General features: G+C 31.9%; 16 protein-coding genes. All 16 read right to left on the reverse strand.

The annotated features are described in order from the left end of the window. Window positions 1–27 precede the first annotated feature (27 nt). Window positions 28–1,323: a glycine/betaine/sarcosine/D-proline family reductase selenoprotein B gene (locus tag BMY82_RS01595; RefSeq protein WP_091973843.1), complete on the reverse strand. Its 1,296-nt coding sequence runs from the start codon at window positions 1,321–1,323 to the stop codon at window positions 28–30. A 12-nt stretch (window positions 1,324–1,335) separates the two neighbouring features. Further along, a complete protein-coding gene (locus BMY82_RS01600) occupies window positions 1,336–2,622 on the reverse strand; it encodes a glycine/sarcosine/betaine reductase component B subunit (RefSeq protein WP_091973846.1) in 1,287 nt (428 codons plus the stop codon). 15 nt (window positions 2,623–2,637) lie between these two features. Beyond that, entirely contained in the window at window positions 2,638–3,114 is a 477-nt protein-coding gene (locus BMY82_RS01605) for a GrdX family protein (protein WP_144019711.1), read from the reverse strand. 507 nt (window positions 3,115–3,621) lie between these two features. After that, a complete protein-coding gene (locus BMY82_RS01610) occupies window positions 3,622–4,800 on the reverse strand; it encodes a CD0519/CD1768 family membrane protein (protein WP_091973853.1) in 1,179 nt (392 codons plus the stop codon). Between the two features lie 989 nt (window positions 4,801–5,789). Then, window positions 5,790–8,435 (reverse strand): pyruvate, phosphate dikinase, encoded by a 2,646-nt coding sequence (gene ppdK / locus BMY82_RS01620; protein ID WP_091973859.1) that lies wholly within the window; start codon window positions 8,433–8,435, stop codon window positions 5,790–5,792. A 118-nt stretch (window positions 8,436–8,553) separates the two neighbouring features. Beyond that, the gene (locus tag BMY82_RS01625; protein ID WP_091973862.1) at window positions 8,554–9,393 is read right to left on the reverse strand and encodes a pyruvate, water dikinase regulatory protein; all 840 of its coding nucleotides are present in this window, start codon (window positions 9,391–9,393) and stop codon (window positions 8,554–8,556) included. Window positions 9,394–9,414: 21 nt separating this feature from the next. After that, window positions 9,415–10,050: a transcriptional regulator CcpN gene (locus BMY82_RS01630; RefSeq protein WP_091973864.1), complete on the reverse strand. Its 636-nt coding sequence runs from the start codon at window positions 10,048–10,050 to the stop codon at window positions 9,415–9,417. Window positions 10,051–10,378: 328 nt separating this feature from the next. Beyond that, entirely contained in the window at window positions 10,379–12,442 is a 2,064-nt protein-coding gene (glyS, locus tag BMY82_RS01635) for a glycine--tRNA ligase subunit beta (protein ID WP_091973868.1), read from the reverse strand. Continuing rightward, window positions 12,435–13,319, reverse strand: coding sequence for a glycine--tRNA ligase subunit alpha (glyQ, locus tag BMY82_RS01640; RefSeq protein WP_091973871.1), 885 nt, complete (start codon window positions 13,317–13,319; stop codon window positions 12,435–12,437). The genes glyS and glyQ overlap by 8 nt, the downstream gene beginning before the upstream one ends. Before the next feature lie 69 nt (window positions 13,320–13,388). Further along, on the reverse strand, window positions 13,389–13,976 hold the full coding sequence (locus BMY82_RS01645) for a DUF4342 domain-containing protein (protein WP_091973873.1): 588 nt from the start codon (window positions 13,974–13,976) through the stop codon (window positions 13,389–13,391). 20 nt (window positions 13,977–13,996) lie between these two features. Beyond that, complete coding sequence (recO, locus tag BMY82_RS01650; protein WP_091973876.1) at window positions 13,997–14,746, reverse strand: DNA repair protein RecO; 750 nt, start codon at window positions 14,744–14,746, stop codon at window positions 13,997–13,999. Window positions 14,747–14,953: 207 nt separating this feature from the next. Beyond that, window positions 14,954–16,327 carry a magnesium transporter gene (gene mgtE / locus BMY82_RS01655; RefSeq protein ID WP_091973879.1) on the reverse strand — a complete coding sequence of 458 codons (1,374 nt, stop codon included), beginning with the start codon at window positions 16,325–16,327 and terminating at the stop codon, window positions 14,954–14,956. Between the two features lie 55 nt (window positions 16,328–16,382). Then, on the reverse strand, window positions 16,383–17,285 hold the full coding sequence (gene era, locus BMY82_RS01660; RefSeq protein WP_091973882.1) for a GTPase Era: 903 nt from the start codon (window positions 17,283–17,285) through the stop codon (window positions 16,383–16,385). Between the two features lie 86 nt (window positions 17,286–17,371). Beyond that, window positions 17,372–18,109 (reverse strand): diacylglycerol kinase, encoded by a 738-nt coding sequence (locus BMY82_RS01665; protein ID WP_091973885.1) that lies wholly within the window; start codon window positions 18,107–18,109, stop codon window positions 17,372–17,374. Continuing rightward, window positions 18,110–18,574, reverse strand: a complete 465-nt coding sequence (ybeY, locus tag BMY82_RS01670) for an rRNA maturation RNase YbeY (RefSeq protein WP_091973888.1) — start codon at window positions 18,572–18,574, stop codon at window positions 18,110–18,112. It abuts the gene before it with no gap. Between the two features lie 107 nt (window positions 18,575–18,681). After that, window positions 18,682–19,692 carry a PhoH family protein gene (locus tag BMY82_RS01675; protein WP_091973891.1) on the reverse strand — a complete coding sequence of 337 codons (1,011 nt, stop codon included), beginning with the start codon at window positions 19,690–19,692 and terminating at the stop codon, window positions 18,682–18,684. Window positions 19,693–19,942: the final 250 nt, after the last annotated feature.

A 19,942-nucleotide genomic window follows, 5' to 3' on the forward strand; every position in this document is an offset into this window, starting at 1 on the left:
AGTTAGTTATTTGTAGGCCTTTTTAATTTAGAACATTGTAGGTCCATCTACTTCTGTAGATAAAGCTTCTATTGCTCTGTCTACTAATGAATTTCTCAAAGAAAATTCCTTTTTTCCCTTTTCTGGATTACCTACTGGATAAGGTATTGCAACAGTAGGAACTATTCTATTAGCTCCAACTGACTTTGATATTGTAACTATTGTAGCCATATGTACAATAGGAATTCCATATCTTTCTATTTCTTTGACCATCGTTGCACCGCAACGAGTACAAGTTCCTCACGTAGAAGTTAGGATAACGCCATCTACACCAGCATCTTTTAATTCTTGTCCTATTTCAGTACCAAAAGTAATAGAATTTCCTATTGCTGTTCCTGTACCTGTAGTAGTGTAGAACATATCGAATACTTTTCCAATTTTGCCTTCTTTTTCAAGCATTCTTAAAGAGTCAAGTGGAACAACTCTATCTGGATCTTCATTTGCATATACTGGGTCATATCCGCCATGTATTGTACAGTAATCGCCTTTTAAAGCATCTAGTTTTGATACATCATACTTACCCCACTTCTGAGCCGAAGCTGACTGAATTCTATCTGGATTTCCTAGTGGAACTATACCACCTGAAGTAACAAGTGCAATAGTTGCTTTTGACATATCCTTTATTGCAGGAGCTGGATCTACAGTATCAAATACAGGCATTGGAAGTTCAGTCTTAAACTCCTCACCATTCAATCTCTTCATCAGTAGCTCTACTGCTCTTTGAGAACCAGTTTTTTCAGAGAATACTGTCAGTCTCTTTCCTTGAGCAAAATAATTATCTACATCAGGCTTTACAAGTTCTCCATTTAATATTTTTTCACTTATTTTTGCCATTATCGGAAGTGCTTTTCTCATTTTTGCTGCTGAATCACCAGTTTTCGCTACATAAGCTACTTTTCTAGCTTCTTCAAGACCTGGATTTTCTTCATACATACCTGATATTACAGGAATCCCTATTTCTTTAGCGAAAAATTCTGCAACCCCTTGGCATGCCATTCCATAACGACCTGCATTAAATGCTGGACCAGCCACTACAAGATCTGGCTTTATTTCATCGTTTATTTTCTTTAAAAACGCTATTGCTTCATCTTTATTTTCATTAAAATAGTTGTCACCACATATTACAGTTGCAACTACTTCGCCTGCATCACCTAATTTTTGAGCATAAGCTGCTGCTGGCCCAACTGCTTCTTCTTTTAACATAGGAGGTATATCTGCCTTTTCTTCTCCTCCTATCTGTCCAAAGAACTGATTTAGATAGTATAAGATTTTCTTATTTGACATTTTTCTTCCTCCTTAATATAATTCTACAGTTGCATTATGTGTACCTATTTCAGAAGTAGAACCTATAACTGCATTTAATTCACACTTCATTGTTCCGTCTTCAGGATTGTAAGCTCCTGCCCATCCACCTGCTATATTTGCAATAGCTTCTGGATCTCCTAGCACCTTGTCTGCCTTCCCTATCTCTACAACATGAGAAACATTTCCTGTAGATACAACAGCAACTGCTTCTTTTGCTACATCTGTAAGTGGTTGGCTCATTCCATCCCAGCCAGAACACTCATCTGTAATAAGAACTGACTTTATACCCTGTTTTTCAACTCTTGAGCAAATCATTACAAGGTCTGAGTCTGGATTTCCATAACCTTCTTCAGAAACTATTACACCATCTGCTCCAAGGGCCTTACATAATTTTGCTGTATAGTCGCAAGAAACAAACTTACCATCTAAAGTAGTCTTTTCAGGAACAAGAACTACACCTATAAAGTTTATTTCTTTTCCATGAAGTTTATAAAGTTCTTTTATTACTGCATTATTTTGATGCTGATAAGTAGTTATCTTATCACAAGCGGCAACACAGTTACCACTTATTACTGCACCGTCTAGTTCTTCATTAGGATGCATGAAAGTAGGTAATATATGAGCTGAATCTACACCATATATGTAACTAGCATGTAACAAGCCCTGAGATATAAGCATCTCTGCATATATAACCTTAGGAAGATTTGGATACTTTTCAGTTTCCTCATCATTATCTCCCATTTCAAATATTTCTATATCATTTGATTCAAGATCTTTTGCCGCCATACCTACTATTTCAGAAGCTCTTAAACCAACTATTCTACAAGCTTCTTCATGTTCATGAGGATCTAAACCATCTATTACACTTATATCCACTACGATATTATTTGTTTTAGAAAATGGAGTCCATTTGGCACCTTCTCCCCACATATCAATAACACCTTCTTGGAAACCTACTATATCACCAATAGTAACAATTGCAGATCCATCTAAAATATTAACTATACCGTTACCAAGCTGTGCTACATCTGAAGTTACACCTGCAAATCCAGCTGCTCCCTCAACTTTATATCTAGGCTGGATAACATCCTTAACTGGTATTATTCTTGTCTTTTCGCCTGGCTTTGCCAAATCAATTTTTATATCCTTTACATTTGGCACCTTTTTTAATTCTGCGATTATTGAATCTTTGTCTAGTACTAATGTAGTACCGTCTACCTTTGTTTCGCTTCCAAATTTAACATCAGTAATTGGAATTCTTCTAAGTTCTAGTTTCAATACATTCACCCCTTCTTATATTTTATTAATACACTTCATGAAACCATTTTCCTTAATTGCAGATATAATTAAATCATAATCTATGATTTCATAATCTTTTCTATTTCTTACATCAACATTTCTCTGTCCCATTGTAATATCGTATTTTTGAATACTATCATCTATTATTTCCATTGATATTTCATCTACTTCTTGGGGATTTGCTGATATAAGAATTGATCTAGTAGGAGAATACATCATTCTGATACTAGCAGCTAAGGGATAAGATATCATCTTATAACCTATATGTACCATATCTCTAGTTTTCTTGAGAACATCCTTAAAATCACCATCCACAAGAATAATGTTAGAAAACTCTTTTTCGATTTTAGAATTATTTGTTATTATTAAAAAATCTTTTTCTGAGCTTCTTTCTTTTTCAAACTCTTTAGCAATTCCTAGTGTATAGTTTTTGTCAAGAATATTTTTTGTAATACAATCCGCCATTCGCATCCATCCTCCTTCTTAATTTGATTAATATTTAACTACTAAGTCCAAATTTATTTCTCTTTAATAGCCAAATTTATAAATGATTTTTAAGCGCAAAATACCCAGTATTTCTTTATTAAATTTAAGAAATTCATCTTTTTACATTTTTATTTATTGCTTTCCCTATCATTGATTTAATAATAACAAATTTAGTAAAAGTATAAAAGTTGTTATTCCAACAATTTTTGAAATTATCTAAAAATTATAGTTATAAAAATTCAAATAAAATCCATATAACCTTTGCTATTTACACATTACTTGCTTTTTATTTGTCTTTTTATAAAATTCTAATACTATTATTCGTTTTTTATATAACAAATATAGTTCCTATTTATAATATGCCTTATTGATCTACAAGAAAATTTATATATAACATTACTTTTTTAAACATAAAAATAGCAGCCACAAATGTGACTGCTATATATATTCTTTGTATGATTAAGATAATGCATTTCTTTAAAATATACTATCTTAATGGATTAACAATACAAATAGGAAATGTGAAGCTATACCTGCTACAAGACCACCAATAGTATGAGACACTATTGCCTTACTTGCTAGTTCTCTTGAATTTAAAGCATCCATCATACCGATGTGAGTACTTAAATATCCTGACCAACACATACCCATTGCAGTAAATACTGCTATATCGTTAGGAGTTATTATGTTATTCTGTATAAAGTTCGGAACCATAGACATTGCCGCACCAACAGCACCTAGTGAAGTTACTGGGAATGCTATTGCTTCTGGTGACTTGAATCCAAACAGTGGCTTAACTATAAATGAAATCTTTTCACCTAAGTAAGGTAGTAATTTAACACCTTCATAAGCTGCACCTGTGTAAGATCCATCTTTTGATGGTCCAAATGTCAACATCATAACTAATGTACATACAATTAATACGCCTGGTATAATCGCCATACCCATATCAACACCGTTTTTACCACCTTCTAACAGTGCATCAAGTACTCTTTGGAATAAATTACCATCTCTTACATATCTTACTTCGCCGATTACTTCAGTATCTATTTCCGCATTATCAACTTCATCGCTTTCACTGATCTTGTAATAATCGTCTGCCTCAGCTCCATAGTACTTTCTTGTTTTAGCTGTCATAAGTCTAACACTGACAACACTACCTATTACTGCACCAAGGTTACCTATTAATGCAGGAGCAATATATTCTTTACCTTGAGCAATCATAAATGTAGTAAGAATTAACCCCATACCATAAGATGTACCTAAGTTACAAAGAGCCGGAACCTGATACTTCTTGAAATACTGAGTAAAAGTTCTATCCTTTGCAAATGATATAATTGCTGGGTTATCAGATAAATATGTTGCTAAAACACCAGTTATACTTGCACCTGGCATACCATATAGTGGCTTCATCAAAGGAGCAAATATCTTATTTATAAGAGCTATCGCACCAAATTCAGATAAGATACCACTAATCGCACCCGCTAGAACTGCCATTGCCATAATCAAGAATACTGTCTGAAGAAGTAAGTCATGTGCAGTGTTCATCATTGTCTTGAACATATTTCCTACACCCATGATCTGACCTACCCATGCAAATCCTCCTATAAAGATTACTAAGAAGACAAACGTCTCCATCGAAATGGCTTTTACTTTCTTCCGTCCATCCATAATATTATACCTTCCTTTCTCGCTTTGCAGGTTAAATAATATTTTTCTAATTTTTATTTATTTTTTTATTGCAAATTATAATGCAAAGCTTTTTTTTTATATTATAGCTTTTTTTAACAATAATTTCAACTTGTTTTTAATATTTTATTGTCAATCTCCTTTACAATATATATTTTATAATAATGTTAAAACATTGATAAATGATGATTATTTTTTAAATATTTCTTTTTTCAGAATTTTCTATAATAAGATTTTTACCATTCATATGGGTATATCAATTGAATTTAAAGTCTTCTAGCCTGAATTTTTTATATCATTTTTTTCATAATTTAACGTTTTTTGAATCAGAAAAAGGTTTTCCTGTAATTTTTCTAATTTTCTGTTTGAATTTCAAAATAAAATCTGCTAATAAAATTTTTTTTATTTTTTTATAAAAATCACTTTTTATATGCTCTTTTATCTCTTTTTTAACAGCGATTATATGACTTTTCTTTTTATATTTACCGTACGATTTCAAGTATATTACAGTTTTATCTTTTTTACAAGATATTTTGATATTTTTGTATAAGATATTCTTATTTTTGTCGTTTTTACAACATTTTTTCAAGTATATTCATTTCTACTTTTTTACATAATATTTTTTTATTTCTTTAATTACTTTAAAAAGAAAATGAATATTGTTTTTTAAAACTTTCATTATTTTTTTAAGTAATACTTATATCTATCTACCTTACTATCCGAAGTGTATTTATATATATTTTTTTATATAACATTGGAATAATCCTCGAAATAACTTAAATAATATATCCATATAAAATTAAATAAATCATCTATTTTTGCATTTTTTAAAATAAAGGTAAATTTATTCTAATTTCTTGATAAATTCTATGTTAAAAAATATATATACTCCTATATAGCAAAACCGCCAGAAAGGCTTAATTGCCATTCTGACGGTTTTTAATTTTTGATATGTATTATTTTATCTATTTTTACTTATCTCTGCTTATATCGCCTTTCTTAGCCTTTATTGTAGCCTGAGCTGCTGCTAATCTAGCAATTGGCACTCTAAATGGTGAACAAGATACATAGTTCAATCCTAATCTATAGCAGAATTCTACTGAAGATGGCTCTCCACCATGTTCTCCACAGATACCTAACTTAATATTTGGCTTAGTGCTTCTTCCTAGCTTAACTGCCATTTCTACAAACTTACCTATACCATCCTGATCTAATACCTGGAATGGATCTTTTTCAAGTATTCCCTTTTCTACATATTCATCTAGGAATTTACCTGCATCATCTCTTGAATAACCGAATCCCATCTGAGTAAGGTCATTAGTACCAAAGCTGAAGAAATCAGCAACTTCTGCAATTTCATCTGCAGTAACACAAGCTCTTGGTATTTCTATCATTGTACCTACTGTATATTCAAACTTAACACCTGATTTTTCTATTTCTTCATTTACTGTATTTTCTATTAAAGGTCTAAGTAACTTTAATTCATTTACTGTACCTATAAGAGGAACCATTATTTCAGGGTGTACTTCTACACCTTCCTTAGCAGCAAGTATTGCTCCCTGCGCTATAGCTCTTGCCTGCATTTCGCAAATTTCTGGATATGTTACAGCGAGTCTACAACCTCTGTGTCCTAACATAGGGTTGAATTCTTCTAAGTCTACTACTCTCTTCTTAAGATCAGATGGCTTAATATTCATCTGCTTAGCAAGAGCCTGTATAGAAGGTTCATCATGTGGAAGGAATTCATGTAGTGGTGGGTCAAGAAGTCTTATATTTGCTGGCATTCCATCCATAGCCTTGAATATACCATAAAAGTCGTCTCTCTGGTATGGAAGAAGTTTATCTAAGGCTGCTATTCTATCTTCTACTTCTTCTGCAAGTATCATTCTTCTTACAGCTGGTATTCTTTCTTCGTCAAAGAACATATGCTCAGTTCTACATAGACCTATACCTTCAGCACCAAATTCTATAGCCTTTCTTGCATCTCTTGGGTTATCAGCATTTGTTCTTACCATCATATCTCTTATTTCATCTACCCATTCCATAAATATAGCAAAGTTACCATGAACTTCTACATTTGTCATATCTACAGAACCTATGTATACAGTTCCAGAAGAACCGTCTATTGATAAATACTGTCCTTCTTTAATTATTCTATCTCCAACTCTTATTTCTCTAGCTGCTTCATCAACTCTAAGCTGTCCACAACCTGCTACACAACACTTACCCATACCTCTAGCAACAACTGCAGCATGAGAAGTCATACCACCTCTTGCTGTAAGTATACCTTCAGCACTTACCATACCTTCTATATCTTCTGGTGATGTTTCCTGTCTAACAAGTAAAACCTTTTCTCCATTCTTAACATGTTCTACAACATCTTCTGCATGGAAGTATACTTTACCAACTGCAGCTCCTGGAGATGCTGGTAACCCCTTAGCTATCTTTTCAGCTGTCTTTAATGCCTTTGGATCAAATGTTGGATGTAGAAGCTGGTCAAGCTGATTTGGTTCTATTCTTAAAATCGCTTCTTCTTTTGAAATCATTCCTGCCTTAACTAAGTCAACTACTACATTGATAGCTGCCTTTGCAGTTCTCTTTCCGTTTCTAGTCTGTAATATATAAAGCTTTCCTTTTTCTATTGTAAACTCGATATCCTGCATATCTCTGTAGTGAGATTCAAGAGTCTGAGTAGCCTGTACAAATTCATCATATATTTCAGGCATATCATTCTTTAGAGTATCTATACTCTGAGGAGTTCTTATACCTGCAACAACGTCTTCACCCTGTGCATTTATAAGGTATTCACCAAATAGTTTATTTTCTCCTGTTGAAGGATTTCTTGTAAATGCAACACCTGTACCGCTGTCTTCTCCCATATTTCCGAATACCATTGACTGTATGTTTACAGCTGTTCCAAGGTTATTGTCTATATCATTTAATCTTCTGTAAACGATTGCTCTAGGGTTGTTCCAAGATCTAAATACTGCTTCTATAGATAACATTAACTGTTTTCTTGGATCCTGAGGGAAATCTTCTCCTATTTCAGCTTTGTATATACCCTTGAACTCTTCAACTATTTTCTTTAAATCTTCTGTAGTTAATTCAGTATCATACTGATAGCCGTTAACTTCTTTAAATTTATCTAAAACGTTTTCAAACTTGTACTTAGGTATTTCCATTGCAACGTCTGAGAACATCTGTATAAATCTTCTATAACTGTCATAAGAGAATCTTTCATTCTTTGTTGATTCTATTAGACCATTAACACTTATATCATTTAAACCAAGATTTAATATAGTATCCATCATACCAGGCATCGAGAAAACAGCTCCTGATCTTACTGATACTAGTAGAGGGTTCTTTTCACATCCTAGCTTCTTTCCCTGTTCTTCTTCTAACTGAGCTAGCTTTTCATCAATTTGATTAATTATTTCTTCTCTTATCTTCAAATCGTTTGCATAGTAGTCATTACAAGCCTCAGTAGTGATTGTGAATCCCTGAGGTACAGGTAAACCAATGTTTGTCATTTCTGCAAGATTCGCACCCTTACCACCTAGCAGACTTCTCATATCCTTATTACCTTCATTAAAACTGTAAACAAATTTAGTACTCATAATTTCCTCCTAAAATTTTCGTTTCTTCAGAATATCTTTGCTCCTATTCCGAAAATCTATTTTTAAAAAACTAAAAACCTAGAAACAGATTCTGTGGGGCTTTGCCCCACATTCTGCCTTATAAATCATAGTCTTTCAAAATGTCAATGTTGTTTTCCTTCAGTATATCTAATATTATTCCTGCTGTTTCTTCTATTGCTTTATTTGCAACATTAATCACAGGACACTTTAAATTCTTCATTACCTTTTCAGAATAATCAAGTTCTTCAAGTATTCTATCTAACTTTGCATAGCTTGCTCCACCATTAAGCCCCATAGCCTTTAATCTTTCAGTTCTAATTACATTTAGTTTCTCTGGTGAATTTGTAAGACCTATTATTCTCTTTGGATCTACACTTGAAAGTTCCTTTGGAACTGGAACTTCTGGAACCAATGGAACATTGGCAACCTTAATATGCTTATTAGCAAGATACATACTCAACGGAGTCTTTGATGTTCTAGATATACCTACAAGAACAAGATCAGCCTTTAATAGACCTCTTGGATCCTTGCCGTCATCATACTTAACAGCAAATTCTATAGCTTCAACTCTATTGAAGTATGACTTGTCCATTCTTCTTATAAGACCTGCTTCTCTTAGAGGCTCCATATCGAACTTCTTACTTAATTTTTCAATTATATCAGATAAAAGATCTATATATTCTATTTCTTCTTCTTCACAAATTTCTCTTGCTAATCTTCCAAGCTCTTTGCTTACAATGCTATATATTACAAGAGCATTAGAATCTTTAGCTTGCTTAAGAACTTCCCTTAAAATATCTTCATTATTTACATAAGGAAATCTCTTAATATCCCAGCTCTCTATTTCTGGAAACTGTGAAATAGTTGCTATTGCAACGGATCTTGCAGTCTCACCAAGAGAGTCTGACACTATAAATATCTTGAAATTTTTCTTCATAATACCTCCTGATGCACCTATCTACTCTGTTATTTCTACAAAAAGCCTTGTAATTGATGTCTTAGATATTTTTCCTACGATTTTCATTCTGTTTTTATCGCCGTCAATATATCTTACGACAGGCACGCTGTCTACTTCTCTCTTTACAAGTTTTTTTGCCGCCAAGCTCACCAAATCATCTTCTAAAACTGTCGCGATATTAGGAACTCTCGTCATTATCATACCTATAGGCAGCTTATTTATATCACTACCACCAACAGTGGCTTTCAAAAGGTCTTTTCTTGATACTACACCACATAAAAGTTCTTCCTCATCAGTAATAAATACTCCACCTGAATCTTCAAGGAATATGTTAACTATTACATCATATACTGAATCTTCCTGTCTTGCAGTAAGTGGAACTCCCATTACTTCAGATACCTTCATCTTTTTCATAGAGTTATTTTCATTGGAAAAATCTCCTTCACCTAAATAAAAATAACCAACTTTTGGTCTGGCATCCAGTATTCCTGTCATAGTAAGAACAACCAAATCGGATCTAAGAGTTGCTCTTGTAACATTTAATCTATCTGCAATCTTTTCCCCAGTGATAGGTTCATTTTCTTTTACTATGTCAATAATTTTTAATTGTCTATCATTAAGCCGGATAAGAATCACCTTCTTTCAATTAATGCATACTAACTATCGTATATATGATATACCATTTCTATATAGTATATTATAATACTATATTTCCTTTTAAGCAATAGATTTATAAAAATATATTTTCTTTTTAAGAAATTATATTTTTAAAGAGCTTTTTAAATATAAAATTATTTTTTTATATAAAATCATCTATTTTTAATGTATTATTAATACATTATTAGTACATCATTAGTACATCATTAATATTATATTTTAATATAAAAAGAGAATCAAATAGGTGTAAATCGTAGGCATCTATTTGATTCTCCAATATATGATATACTAATTTTTTATTAATACATTATTTATATACTATTTTTGATAAATCGCATATTTGTAGCATTGAATTATATATATTATCTAACAATGCAAGTCTATTATTTCTTATCTTTTCATTTTCATCCATTACCATAACTGAATCGAAAAATCCGTCTATAGAAGTCTTTAAAGTAGCGAATCTATCAAGTGATTTAGTGTATTCTTTTTGAGACATTAGACTTTCAATTTCCTTGTCAGCTATAAGGAACTCTTCGTATAATACCTTTTCTGTTTCATCTTCAAATAGAGCTTCATCCACTGAATCTATTACAGCCTTTTCAGCAAGAGTTGATACTCTATTAAATGCTACAAGCATATCTGTTAAAGACTCTCTATCAATCCACTTGTTTATAGCTTCAGCTCTTGTATATAGATCTAGTATATTCTTTTCCTTTGAAGAAAGAACTGCATCTATAACATCATATCTTATACCCATATCCTTAAACATATTCTTTGTTCTTTCATTGAAGAAATCTACTATATTATCTATTACTTCTTCTCTATTGAATTCAAGTTCTGTATACTGATCAAGTGCAATTCCAGCAAGTTCAGCTACATCAAGTTCAATATTATTCTTTAAAAGTATAGTAAGTATACCTAGACATTGTCTTCTAAGAGCAAATGGATCTGCAGAACCAGTTGGAGTAATTCCTATAGCAAAGAAACCTGCTATAGTATCGATCTTATCTATTATTGAAAGAATTGATCCTTCCATTGTATCTGGCACTATATCACCATTAAATCTTGGTAGATAATGTTCAAATATAGCCTTGGCTACTATTTCATCTTCGCCTTTTAGCTTAGAATATTCCATTCCCATATATCCTTGAAGTTCATCAAATTCAAATACCATATTTGTTACTAGGTCTGCCTTACAAAGATATGCTGCTCTTTCAAGTTTTGCATTATCAAGTTCATACTTATCCTCTAACTGTTTAGCAATTCTATAAAGTCTTTCTGACTTATCAAGTATTGTTCCTAGCTTTTCTTGGAATACTACTGAATTCAACTTATCTCTAAAGTATTCTAAGTCATGAATAGTGTCTTCTTTAAAGAAGAATAGGGCATCTGCTAGTCTAGCTTCAAGAACTTTTTCATTACCCTTTTTTACATTCTCTATCTTATGCTCATTACCATTTCTTACTGCAATAAAGTATGGAAGAAGATCACCCTTGTCATCAAGTACAGGGAAATATCTTTGATGAGCCTTCATAGGTGTCTTAACAACTTCTTTAGGAAGTTCTAGATATTCTTTATCAAATTCACCGTAAAATGCTGTTGGATACTCAACTATATAAGTAACTTCTTCTAAAAGTTCTTCATCCATATCAACATGCCCATTTATACTCTTTGCAACATCATTAATCTGCTTTAGTATAAGTTCTTTTCTTTCATTTTGATCTAGTATTACATAATTTTCTTCAAGCTTTTTAAGATATTCTTCAATACTGTTAAATTCAATGTTCTTTGAACCTAAGAATCTATGACCAACTGTTTTATTTGATGCTATTATTCCCTCTAGATTTACAGGAACAATCTTATCATTCATCATAGCTACTAGCCATCTTATCGGTCTTACAAATCTCATATTCTTTCCACCCCAACGCATTGACTTAGGGAATACAACATTTTTAACTATTTCTGGAAGAATCTCAGATAATACCTCTTCAGTAGAAATTCCTTCTTCTTTTATTGTTGCAAAAATATATTCTGAACCATCAAGATCTTTAAAGTAAACATCTTCTTCTTCTAGACCTTTACCTCTCATAAATCCTAGAGCTGCCTTTGTAAAACTTCCATCTTCAGCAACTGCTATTTTCTTAGAAGGTCCCTTTACTTCTTCCTCAAGGTCTGTCTGCTTATCAGCAAGTCCCTTAACTATTAACACAAGTCTTCTAGGAGTTGCATATGTATCTATTGCATCAAATTTAACTCTTTTTTCGTTTAAGCTTTTTTCTAAATTTTCCTTTAGTTGAACTAATGTAGATTCCACGAATCTAGCGGGCATTTCTTCTACACCAATTTCATATAGTAGATAATTATTCATTTCTATCACCTGCTTTCAATAGTGGGTATCCCATTTCTTCTCTTTGTTTAACATAGCTTTCTGCTACTACCTTAGCTAGATTTCTTATCTTTGCTATAAATGCAGCTCTCTGACTTACACCTATAGCTCCTCTTGCTTCTAGTGTATTGAATATATGAGAACACTTAAGAACATGGTCATAACATGGTATTACAAGTCCTATTTCAGCAAGTCTTACTGCTTCTGCTTCATATAAATCAAATATTTTAAATAACATATCGAAGTTACATTCATCAAATGAATATCTTGAATTTTCATATTCTTGTTTTTTGAATACTTCTCCATATGTGATATTATCATTCCACTTTAGGTCGTATACACTATCTACATCCTGTATATACATTGCTATTCTTTCAAGTCCATAAGTAATTTCTCCTGTTTCTAGTTCACATTCAAGATTACCTACTTGCTGGAAATATGTAAACTGAGTAATTTCCATACCGTCTAACCATACTTCCCAACCAAGTCCCCATGCACCTACTGTTGCAGCTTCCCAGTTGTCTTCAACAAATCTTATATCGTGCTCATCTGGATTAATTCCTATAGCACGAAGAGAATCTAGGTATAGATCCTGAATATCATCTGGAGACGGCTTTAATATTACCTGAAACTGATGATGTTGATATAGTCTATTTGGATTTTCGCCATATCTACCATCTGCTGGTCTTCTTGATGGTTCGACATAGCAAACTCTCCATGGTTCTGGACCTAGTGATCTTAAAAAAGTGTTAGGGTTCATTGTACCCGCACCTTTTTCAACATCATATGGCTGAGTCATTATACAGCCTTGCTTTGCCCAGAAGTTTTGCAAAGTTAAAATCATATCTTGAAAATTCATAAAATTCCTCCTGAATATTTTATAGTTTTACAACTATTAATTAGCGTATATTTATATAAATAGATTGAACTATTTATTTTCTTCATTTAACAATTCATCAGTAATGTCTGAATCGTCATCATTATCTTTTTTTGTTTCCTTTTTATTTTCCAAAGTCTTTTTTACTTCATCAAATGAATTCGTTAATATCTCTTTTAACATATCCATTTTTTCTGGAGTCATGACACCAAATTCAACTTGATCATCGCTATTTTCGTCTGCTATCTTAACTGTGCAATTTGTAAGAACAGCCGCTGAAAGACCAAGAACAGTAGGTATAGGAAGTGTTGCAATACCTAAGATGCCTACGCCTAAAGGAAGATTCAATATTGTTCTTTCTTCACTATCTACAATTAATCTTACTCTTTTAGCCGTTTTTAGAAGTTCTATTGTCTGACGTCTTAACTTTTCTGTCTCTGCTGTAAACTTTGTGCCTATATTATCTAGACCGTCCTTTTTTATAGCAGATATACTAAACTTTTTATCTCCATCTAAAAGAATAATTGCATCTAATACATTTCCATCTGTCTTAATAAGCGCTTCTTTTGCATCTTTATAGGATACATTTGGAAGTCTTTCCATTACATCATCTACCATTTCAATAGTTATCTGTGTCATAATATTTCCTCCCTCATATTTTATATTTTTATGCTATCCAACATTTCCAAAGATTTAAAATCAACTTTCTCAAAATAATTAATAAGGTACTTTTTCAAAATATAAAAAAGTTCATTAACTAAAATCTTTGAAACTTTAGCCTTAGTACATACTATTATATCATTATTTTGCAAGTATTGCATAAGTGATATAGTAGTTTGATCTATTTTTATATAAAATTTTTCATCTCTAGCACACTTGTCGCATATTATACCACCTTCTTCGATGGAAAATACTGCATAGTCATACCCTGTGGCGCCACATGATACGCATTTACCTACCTGTGGAGTATATCCCATAAATGATATAAACTTCATAAGAAATATATCTAATAAATACAGCTTATCTTCATATCCTTCTGAATACAAAAATAAAGTCTGAACTAGTAGTTCAAACAACTTATTATTCGTTTGCCCCTCATCTACATTCATCTCTACCAGTTTTGTTATAAATGATGCATGAGAAAAGCTTTCAAAATCCGCTGATATGTTATAAAAGCTTTTAATACTTTCACTTTGATATATAGTAAAAAGATTTCTCTGCTTATTTAGTATATAATTATTATATGAGAATATCTGAGAAGTCGGAAGATGTCTGCTCTTAGATTTACGAGCTCCTCTTGCAATTGCAGATACTCGACCATACATTCTAGTAAAAATAGTAAGTATTAAGTCATTATCATTATATTTTATGCTTTTTAATACAATTCCCTGCGTACTTAATGTCGCCATACAACCACCCTAACCAATTCTTTATATTTACTATTATTTAAAATTATCGCATATATATATTATACACCTAAAATACAATATGTATACTAGATACTAAAATTTATTTCACTTTTTTAAAAATAGTTCTTCTTTTAAAATAGTATTTTGCAGAATCAACTTTATTTTTAGTATTAAAAACCCCCTTCATTGTGAAGGGGGAAATAATTTTTATAATAATGCGGATATTAATGCAAAATACACTAATATACCAATTATATCCATTATCACCGCAACTATAAGTGATGATATAACCGACGGATCCAAGTCCATCTTTTCAAGCATCATTGGTAGCAAAGTACCAAGAGTCGCTCCAAGAATCATATTTATTAAAGTTGAAAGAGCAACAACAATTGTTATAGTAGGATTCTTTACAAATATTGTAAGAATAATGCTCACAATAATAGCTATTACAACTCCATTTATAAAGCTGCTTATTACCTCTTTATAGACTGTTGCAGAATCTACATCCTTATCCTTGTTAGTTAAATTAATTATTGTTACTGCAGAAGATTGGGAACCTACATTTCCACCCATTGCTATTACAAGAGGTGTAAAGAATAAAAGTTCCATTGCACTACTTCCTATTAAAAACTTCAGTTTCGTAAATATAAGAACTGAAATAAAAGAAAGTACTACTGTAAGTATTAACCACGCTACTCTACCTCTAACGCATGATCTTACTTGTTCAAATAAAGTAGATTTTTCATTTTCTGCTACATCTCTTTCATGCTCACTGCTTCCAGCAAACTTATACATATCTTCTGTAGCTTCCTCTTCCATAACATCCAGTATATCATCAACTGTAATTATACCTTTAAGGATACCCTCACTGTCTACAACTGGCACAGCTACAAGATTATACTTTGAAACCACTTTTACAGCTTCTTCTCTATCTTCACTATCTCTAACAGACTTTACATTTTCAATCATTATATCTTCAACAAGATCTGTTTCTTTGGATACAAATAAATCTCTTAAAGATAAAACGCCCACTAGCTTCTGTGAATTATCTACTACATATATATAATAGATAGAATCTGCTTCTGTCGCCTCTTTTCTTATTGTATTTATTGCTTCCATAACATTTAGATTCTTGTTTACTGTTACATATCCCTTTTTCATGGTTGAACCTGATGTATCATCCAAATATGCAAGCAGTTCTCTTAATTCATCTTCATCTTCCTTGCTGACCGCATCAAGAATTTTTTCTCTTTCTTCTTCGTCAAGGTCGCGAAGTATATCAGATAAATCACCAAGAGACATTTCATCAAATACACTTCTGATATGTTCTTTATCCATACCTGAAATAATACTTATAAAAAATTCCGCCTCGCATTCTTCAAGAATTGCTGCTGCCGTATCTAGAGGTAGTATTTCAAACAGTTTTATTCTATCTGTTTCATCTAGCTCTAAAAGAATATCATATATATCCATATTATGATATTCTTCAAGCATCTCTCTCAATTCTATAAGTTTGTTCGCATCCATCATCTCTTTAACTTCATCGTACAACTCTCGCGACGAGTCCTGTTTTTTGTCCATTATAACCACCTTTAATTTACATTAATAATTTATTGAAAATTTTCCCTTTTAGGAATTAATCTCTATTTTCATTTAATCCAAAATCATTTATATAATTAGGTAAATTTCTCCAGTTTTCTTTTACCTTTACCCAAAGCTGAAGGTTAACTTGAGAGCCTAAAAGAAATTCTATTTCTTCTCTAGCTGATTTTCCAACACCTTTAAGTTTTCTTCCACCTTTTCCTATTATTATACCCTTATGTGAATCTCTTTCACAGTATATAACAGCTGAGATATCTATCATATCTCTATCTTTTCTTTTTTTCATCTTTTCAATGCTTACTGCTACACCATGAGGTACTTCATCATTTGTATACAATAAGATTTTTTCTCTTATAAGCTCTGAAACAAGTATTCTTTCAGGCTGATCTGTAATCATATTGTCTGGGAAATACTTAGGTCCTTCTGATAGCTTGCTCTTTATTACAGAAACAAGTTCATCAATATTTGATCCTTTTAATGCTGAAGTCGGTATAATTTCTTCAAATACCCCTTGTTCATCATACATCTGAATCAATTCAAAAAGTTCTTCCTTATTTTCCAGTTTGTCAATCTTATTTATTACAAGAAAAACTGGCGTTTTTGTTTTTCTTAATTCCTCTATTATCATAGAGTCACCTTTACCTATTTTTTTGGAATCATCTACAACAAAAATTATACAATCAACATTTCTAAATGCATCTTCTGCAGATTTAACCATCATTTCTCCGAGTTTATTCTTAGGTTTGTGAATACCCGGTGTATCAAGAAATACTATCTGTGCTTCTTCATCAGTATATACTGCCTGTATTGTATTTCTTGTAGTTTGTGGTTTGTCGCTCATTATCGCGATCTTTTCTCCCACTATGTTGTTCATAAGCGTAGATTTACCAACATTAGGTCTTCCTATTATGCTCACGAATCCTGATTTATATGACATATTTTTCTCCTTACTTTAAATTATATCTAAATTTAACCGTAGTATATTATACCACATTTTGCAATATTATAAAATAGCGCTATTTATTAATAAAATAGTCCTAGCTGGAATATTACAATTGCTATAAGAGTTCCCAGTATAGCACCAGCCATCGCCTCCCAGAAAGTATGTATCTTACCTTCAATTCTACTTTGTGCAACTAAAAATGCCATTAAATAGGCAAGGGAAGATGCCTCGACTCTTTCTGTCATCAGTGTTATAGATGTTGCAAGTGCAAAGGCAAGTGCAGCATGTCCACTCGGCATTCCACCACGCAAAGGTGTCCCAGTAAAAGTTACTGCCTTAACTACAACTACAGCTATTAAAACTATTACTATACATATTAATGTAATATGTAGTTCTGACTCTCTAATCCTATATACCAAATTTCCTGTAAGGGCTGTAAGCTTATTGTAAAATAGTATATATGCAACTACAATAGCATATAGCGACGCCACTAAGACCGCTCCTGCTGCAACGTCCTTAGCTATCTTTGCCAGTGGATGTATCTCGCTTGTAGCAAGGTCTACTGTCTTTTCAATTGCTGTGTTAAACATCTCAGAAATTACAACAAGAGTAATAGCACCCAAAAGAAGAACGAATTCTATCTTTGAAAAATTAAAAAAAAGACTGGCAATAAGCACTATGAACGAAGCAAGATAGTGCACTTTCATATTTCTTTCACTTTTGAAGGTATACATTACCCCCTCTATTGCGGCATTTACAGATTTAACAAAACTCTGTTTTTTCTTTTTTTTCTTTTTTCTGTCAGCTCTTTTAGCCATTTATTTATCCCTCGTAATTGAAAGTTTGCCAAGAACAGCTTCTTCTCTAGCATGCATATCTTTTGCTTCGTCCTCTTCCATATGATCATATCCAAGAAGATGAAACATACTGTGACATACTAAGAAACAGATTTCTCTTTCTAGACTATGCCCATATTCATCTGCCTGTTCACTTGCCCTTTCTATTGATATAACTATATCTCCTAGTGATTCTTCCTCATATTCTATATCAAAATCATCTTCTGTCATCATAGGAAAAGATAGTACATCTGTAACCTTGTCTATCCCTCTGAAGTTATTGTTGAGCTTTTTTATCTCATTGTTCGTTACAAAAGATAAGCTTACCTCATAGTCATCTGAATAGCCTTCATAGTCAAGACATTCTTTTATTACAGACTCTATATTATCCATTATTCCTTCTTCTAGTTTTTTAAATTCTTGCCTGTCATCAAAAATTATTTCCATCCAAAACACCTCTTTCATTTATTAAAAAACATATTCAATATCTTTAAAATCCTTTTTATATAAAAATGCTCTTTAATTAGTATATATACTTTTAACTCTTCTAATTTTTATTTTCTTCTACGTTTTTCATTTTCTGTTCTTTTATTTTTACTTGATTTATATTCTTCTTGTTTTTCATATTTTGCATATGCTTTTATTATTCTTTGCACAAGCTCATGTCTAACTACGTCTTTTTCTGTAAGTTCCTTATAACCTATTCCCTTTACACCAGAAAGTATTTTTGTAGCCTGTATAAGACCACTTTTTCTATTGATAGGAAGGTCTATCTGAGTAATATCTCCAGTTACTACAGCTTTTGAACCAAAACCTAGTCTTGTCAAAAACATCTTCATTTGTTCAGATGTAGTATTTTGTGCTTCATCAAGAATGATAAAAGCATTATCCAAAGTTCTACCTCTCATAAATGCAAGTGGAGCCACCTCTATAGTACCTCTTTCAAGAAGTTTATTAAATTTGTCTGCACCGAACATTTCAAATAAGGCATCATAAAGAGGTCTTAAATATGGATCTACCTTGTCCTTCATATCCCCAGGAAGAAATCCTAAAGACTCCCCTGCTTCAACTGCTGGTCTAGTAAGAACTATTCTAGATACCTCATCATTTCTAAATGCCTTTGCCGCCATAGCAACTGCAAGATAGGTTTTCCCTGTACCTGCTGGACCTATTCCAAAGGTAATATCGTTATTTTCAATTAGATTTACATATTCCTTTTGTCCTAAAGTCTTCGGTTGAACAGGATTACCTTTCTTTGTTATAGCAATTGTTGATTCCAACTCTTTCATTTTTTCTTCATTGCCATCAAATAAAAGGTCAAGAGAGTATGTTATAGACTGTCTATCTAATTTTTTACCAGATTTTACCATTGAATGAAGCTCATTCATAAGCTTCATTGCAAGGTCTACATTTTTTTCCTCACCTATAAGAACAATTTTACCCTCTCTTAAAAGAATATCTATTTTTAAATGTTTTTCTATTAGTTTTACATTCTCATCAAAATTACCAAATAATTCCCTTTCAAATTCTGCTTCATAAATTTGAAATTGTTTTTGTATTATCAACTTATTCACTCCTTATTTTTATTTATGAAATTTATACCTTAATAATAAAAGACTAACTTTTTAAGAAAAAGCTCCCTATCAATTAAATCTATGCTTATTTCTTTAAAAATATCTCCCGCCTTATATTAAAATAATAAATTTTTTATCCTTTTATTTTTCTGTATATTAAACAATAACTATTTATTTGTTAATACATATATCCTATTTTATTATATCATGAAAATTTTACACTTGCACTAGATTGCTAAAT

It is taken from the genome of Peptostreptococcus russellii (genome assembly GCF_900110295.1).
Classification (GTDB): domain Bacteria; phylum Bacillota; class Clostridia; order Peptostreptococcales; family Peptostreptococcaceae; genus Peptostreptococcus; species Peptostreptococcus russellii_A.

What these genes read in the sequence shown, in the direction of transcription:
- ybeY (WP_091973888.1), bottom strand. Translation starts at nt 18,574, where the DNA reads ATGGAAATAATTTTTGATGACAGGCAAGAATTTAAAAAACTAGAAGAA.
- BMY82_RS01625 (WP_091973862.1), bottom strand. Translation starts at nt 9,393, where the DNA reads ATGAAGAAAAATTTCAAGATATTTATAGTGTCAGACTCTCTTGGTGAG.
- glyQ (WP_091973871.1), bottom strand. Translation starts at nt 13,319, where the DNA reads ATGAATTTTCAAGATATGATTTTAACTTTGCAAAACTTCTGGGCAAAG.
- BMY82_RS01645 (WP_091973873.1), bottom strand. Translation starts at nt 13,976, where the DNA reads ATGACACAGATAACTATTGAAATGGTAGATGATGTAATGGAAAGACTT.
- recO (WP_091973876.1), bottom strand. Translation starts at nt 14,746, where the DNA reads ATGGCGACATTAAGTACGCAGGGAATTGTATTAAAAAGCATAAAATAT.
- mgtE (WP_091973879.1), bottom strand. Translation starts at nt 16,327, where the DNA reads ATGGACAAAAAACAGGACTCGTCGCGAGAGTTGTACGATGAAGTTAAA.
- BMY82_RS01605 (WP_144019711.1), bottom strand. Translation starts at nt 3,114, where the DNA reads ATGCGAATGGCGGATTGTATTACAAAAAATATTCTTGACAAAAACTAT.
- era (WP_091973882.1), bottom strand. Translation starts at nt 17,285, where the DNA reads ATGTCATATAAATCAGGATTCGTGAGCATAATAGGAAGACCTAATGTT.
- ppdK (WP_091973859.1), bottom strand. Translation starts at nt 8,435, where the DNA reads ATGAGTACTAAATTTGTTTACAGTTTTAATGAAGGTAATAAGGATATG.
- glyS (WP_091973868.1), bottom strand. Translation starts at nt 12,442, where the DNA reads ATGAATAATTATCTACTATATGAAATTGGTGTAGAAGAAATGCCCGCT.
- BMY82_RS01610 (WP_091973853.1), bottom strand. Translation starts at nt 4,800, where the DNA reads ATGGATGGACGGAAGAAAGTAAAAGCCATTTCGATGGAGACGTTTGTC.
- BMY82_RS01665 (WP_091973885.1), bottom strand. Translation starts at nt 18,109, where the DNA reads ATGGCTAAAAGAGCTGACAGAAAAAAGAAAAAAAAGAAAAAACAGAGT.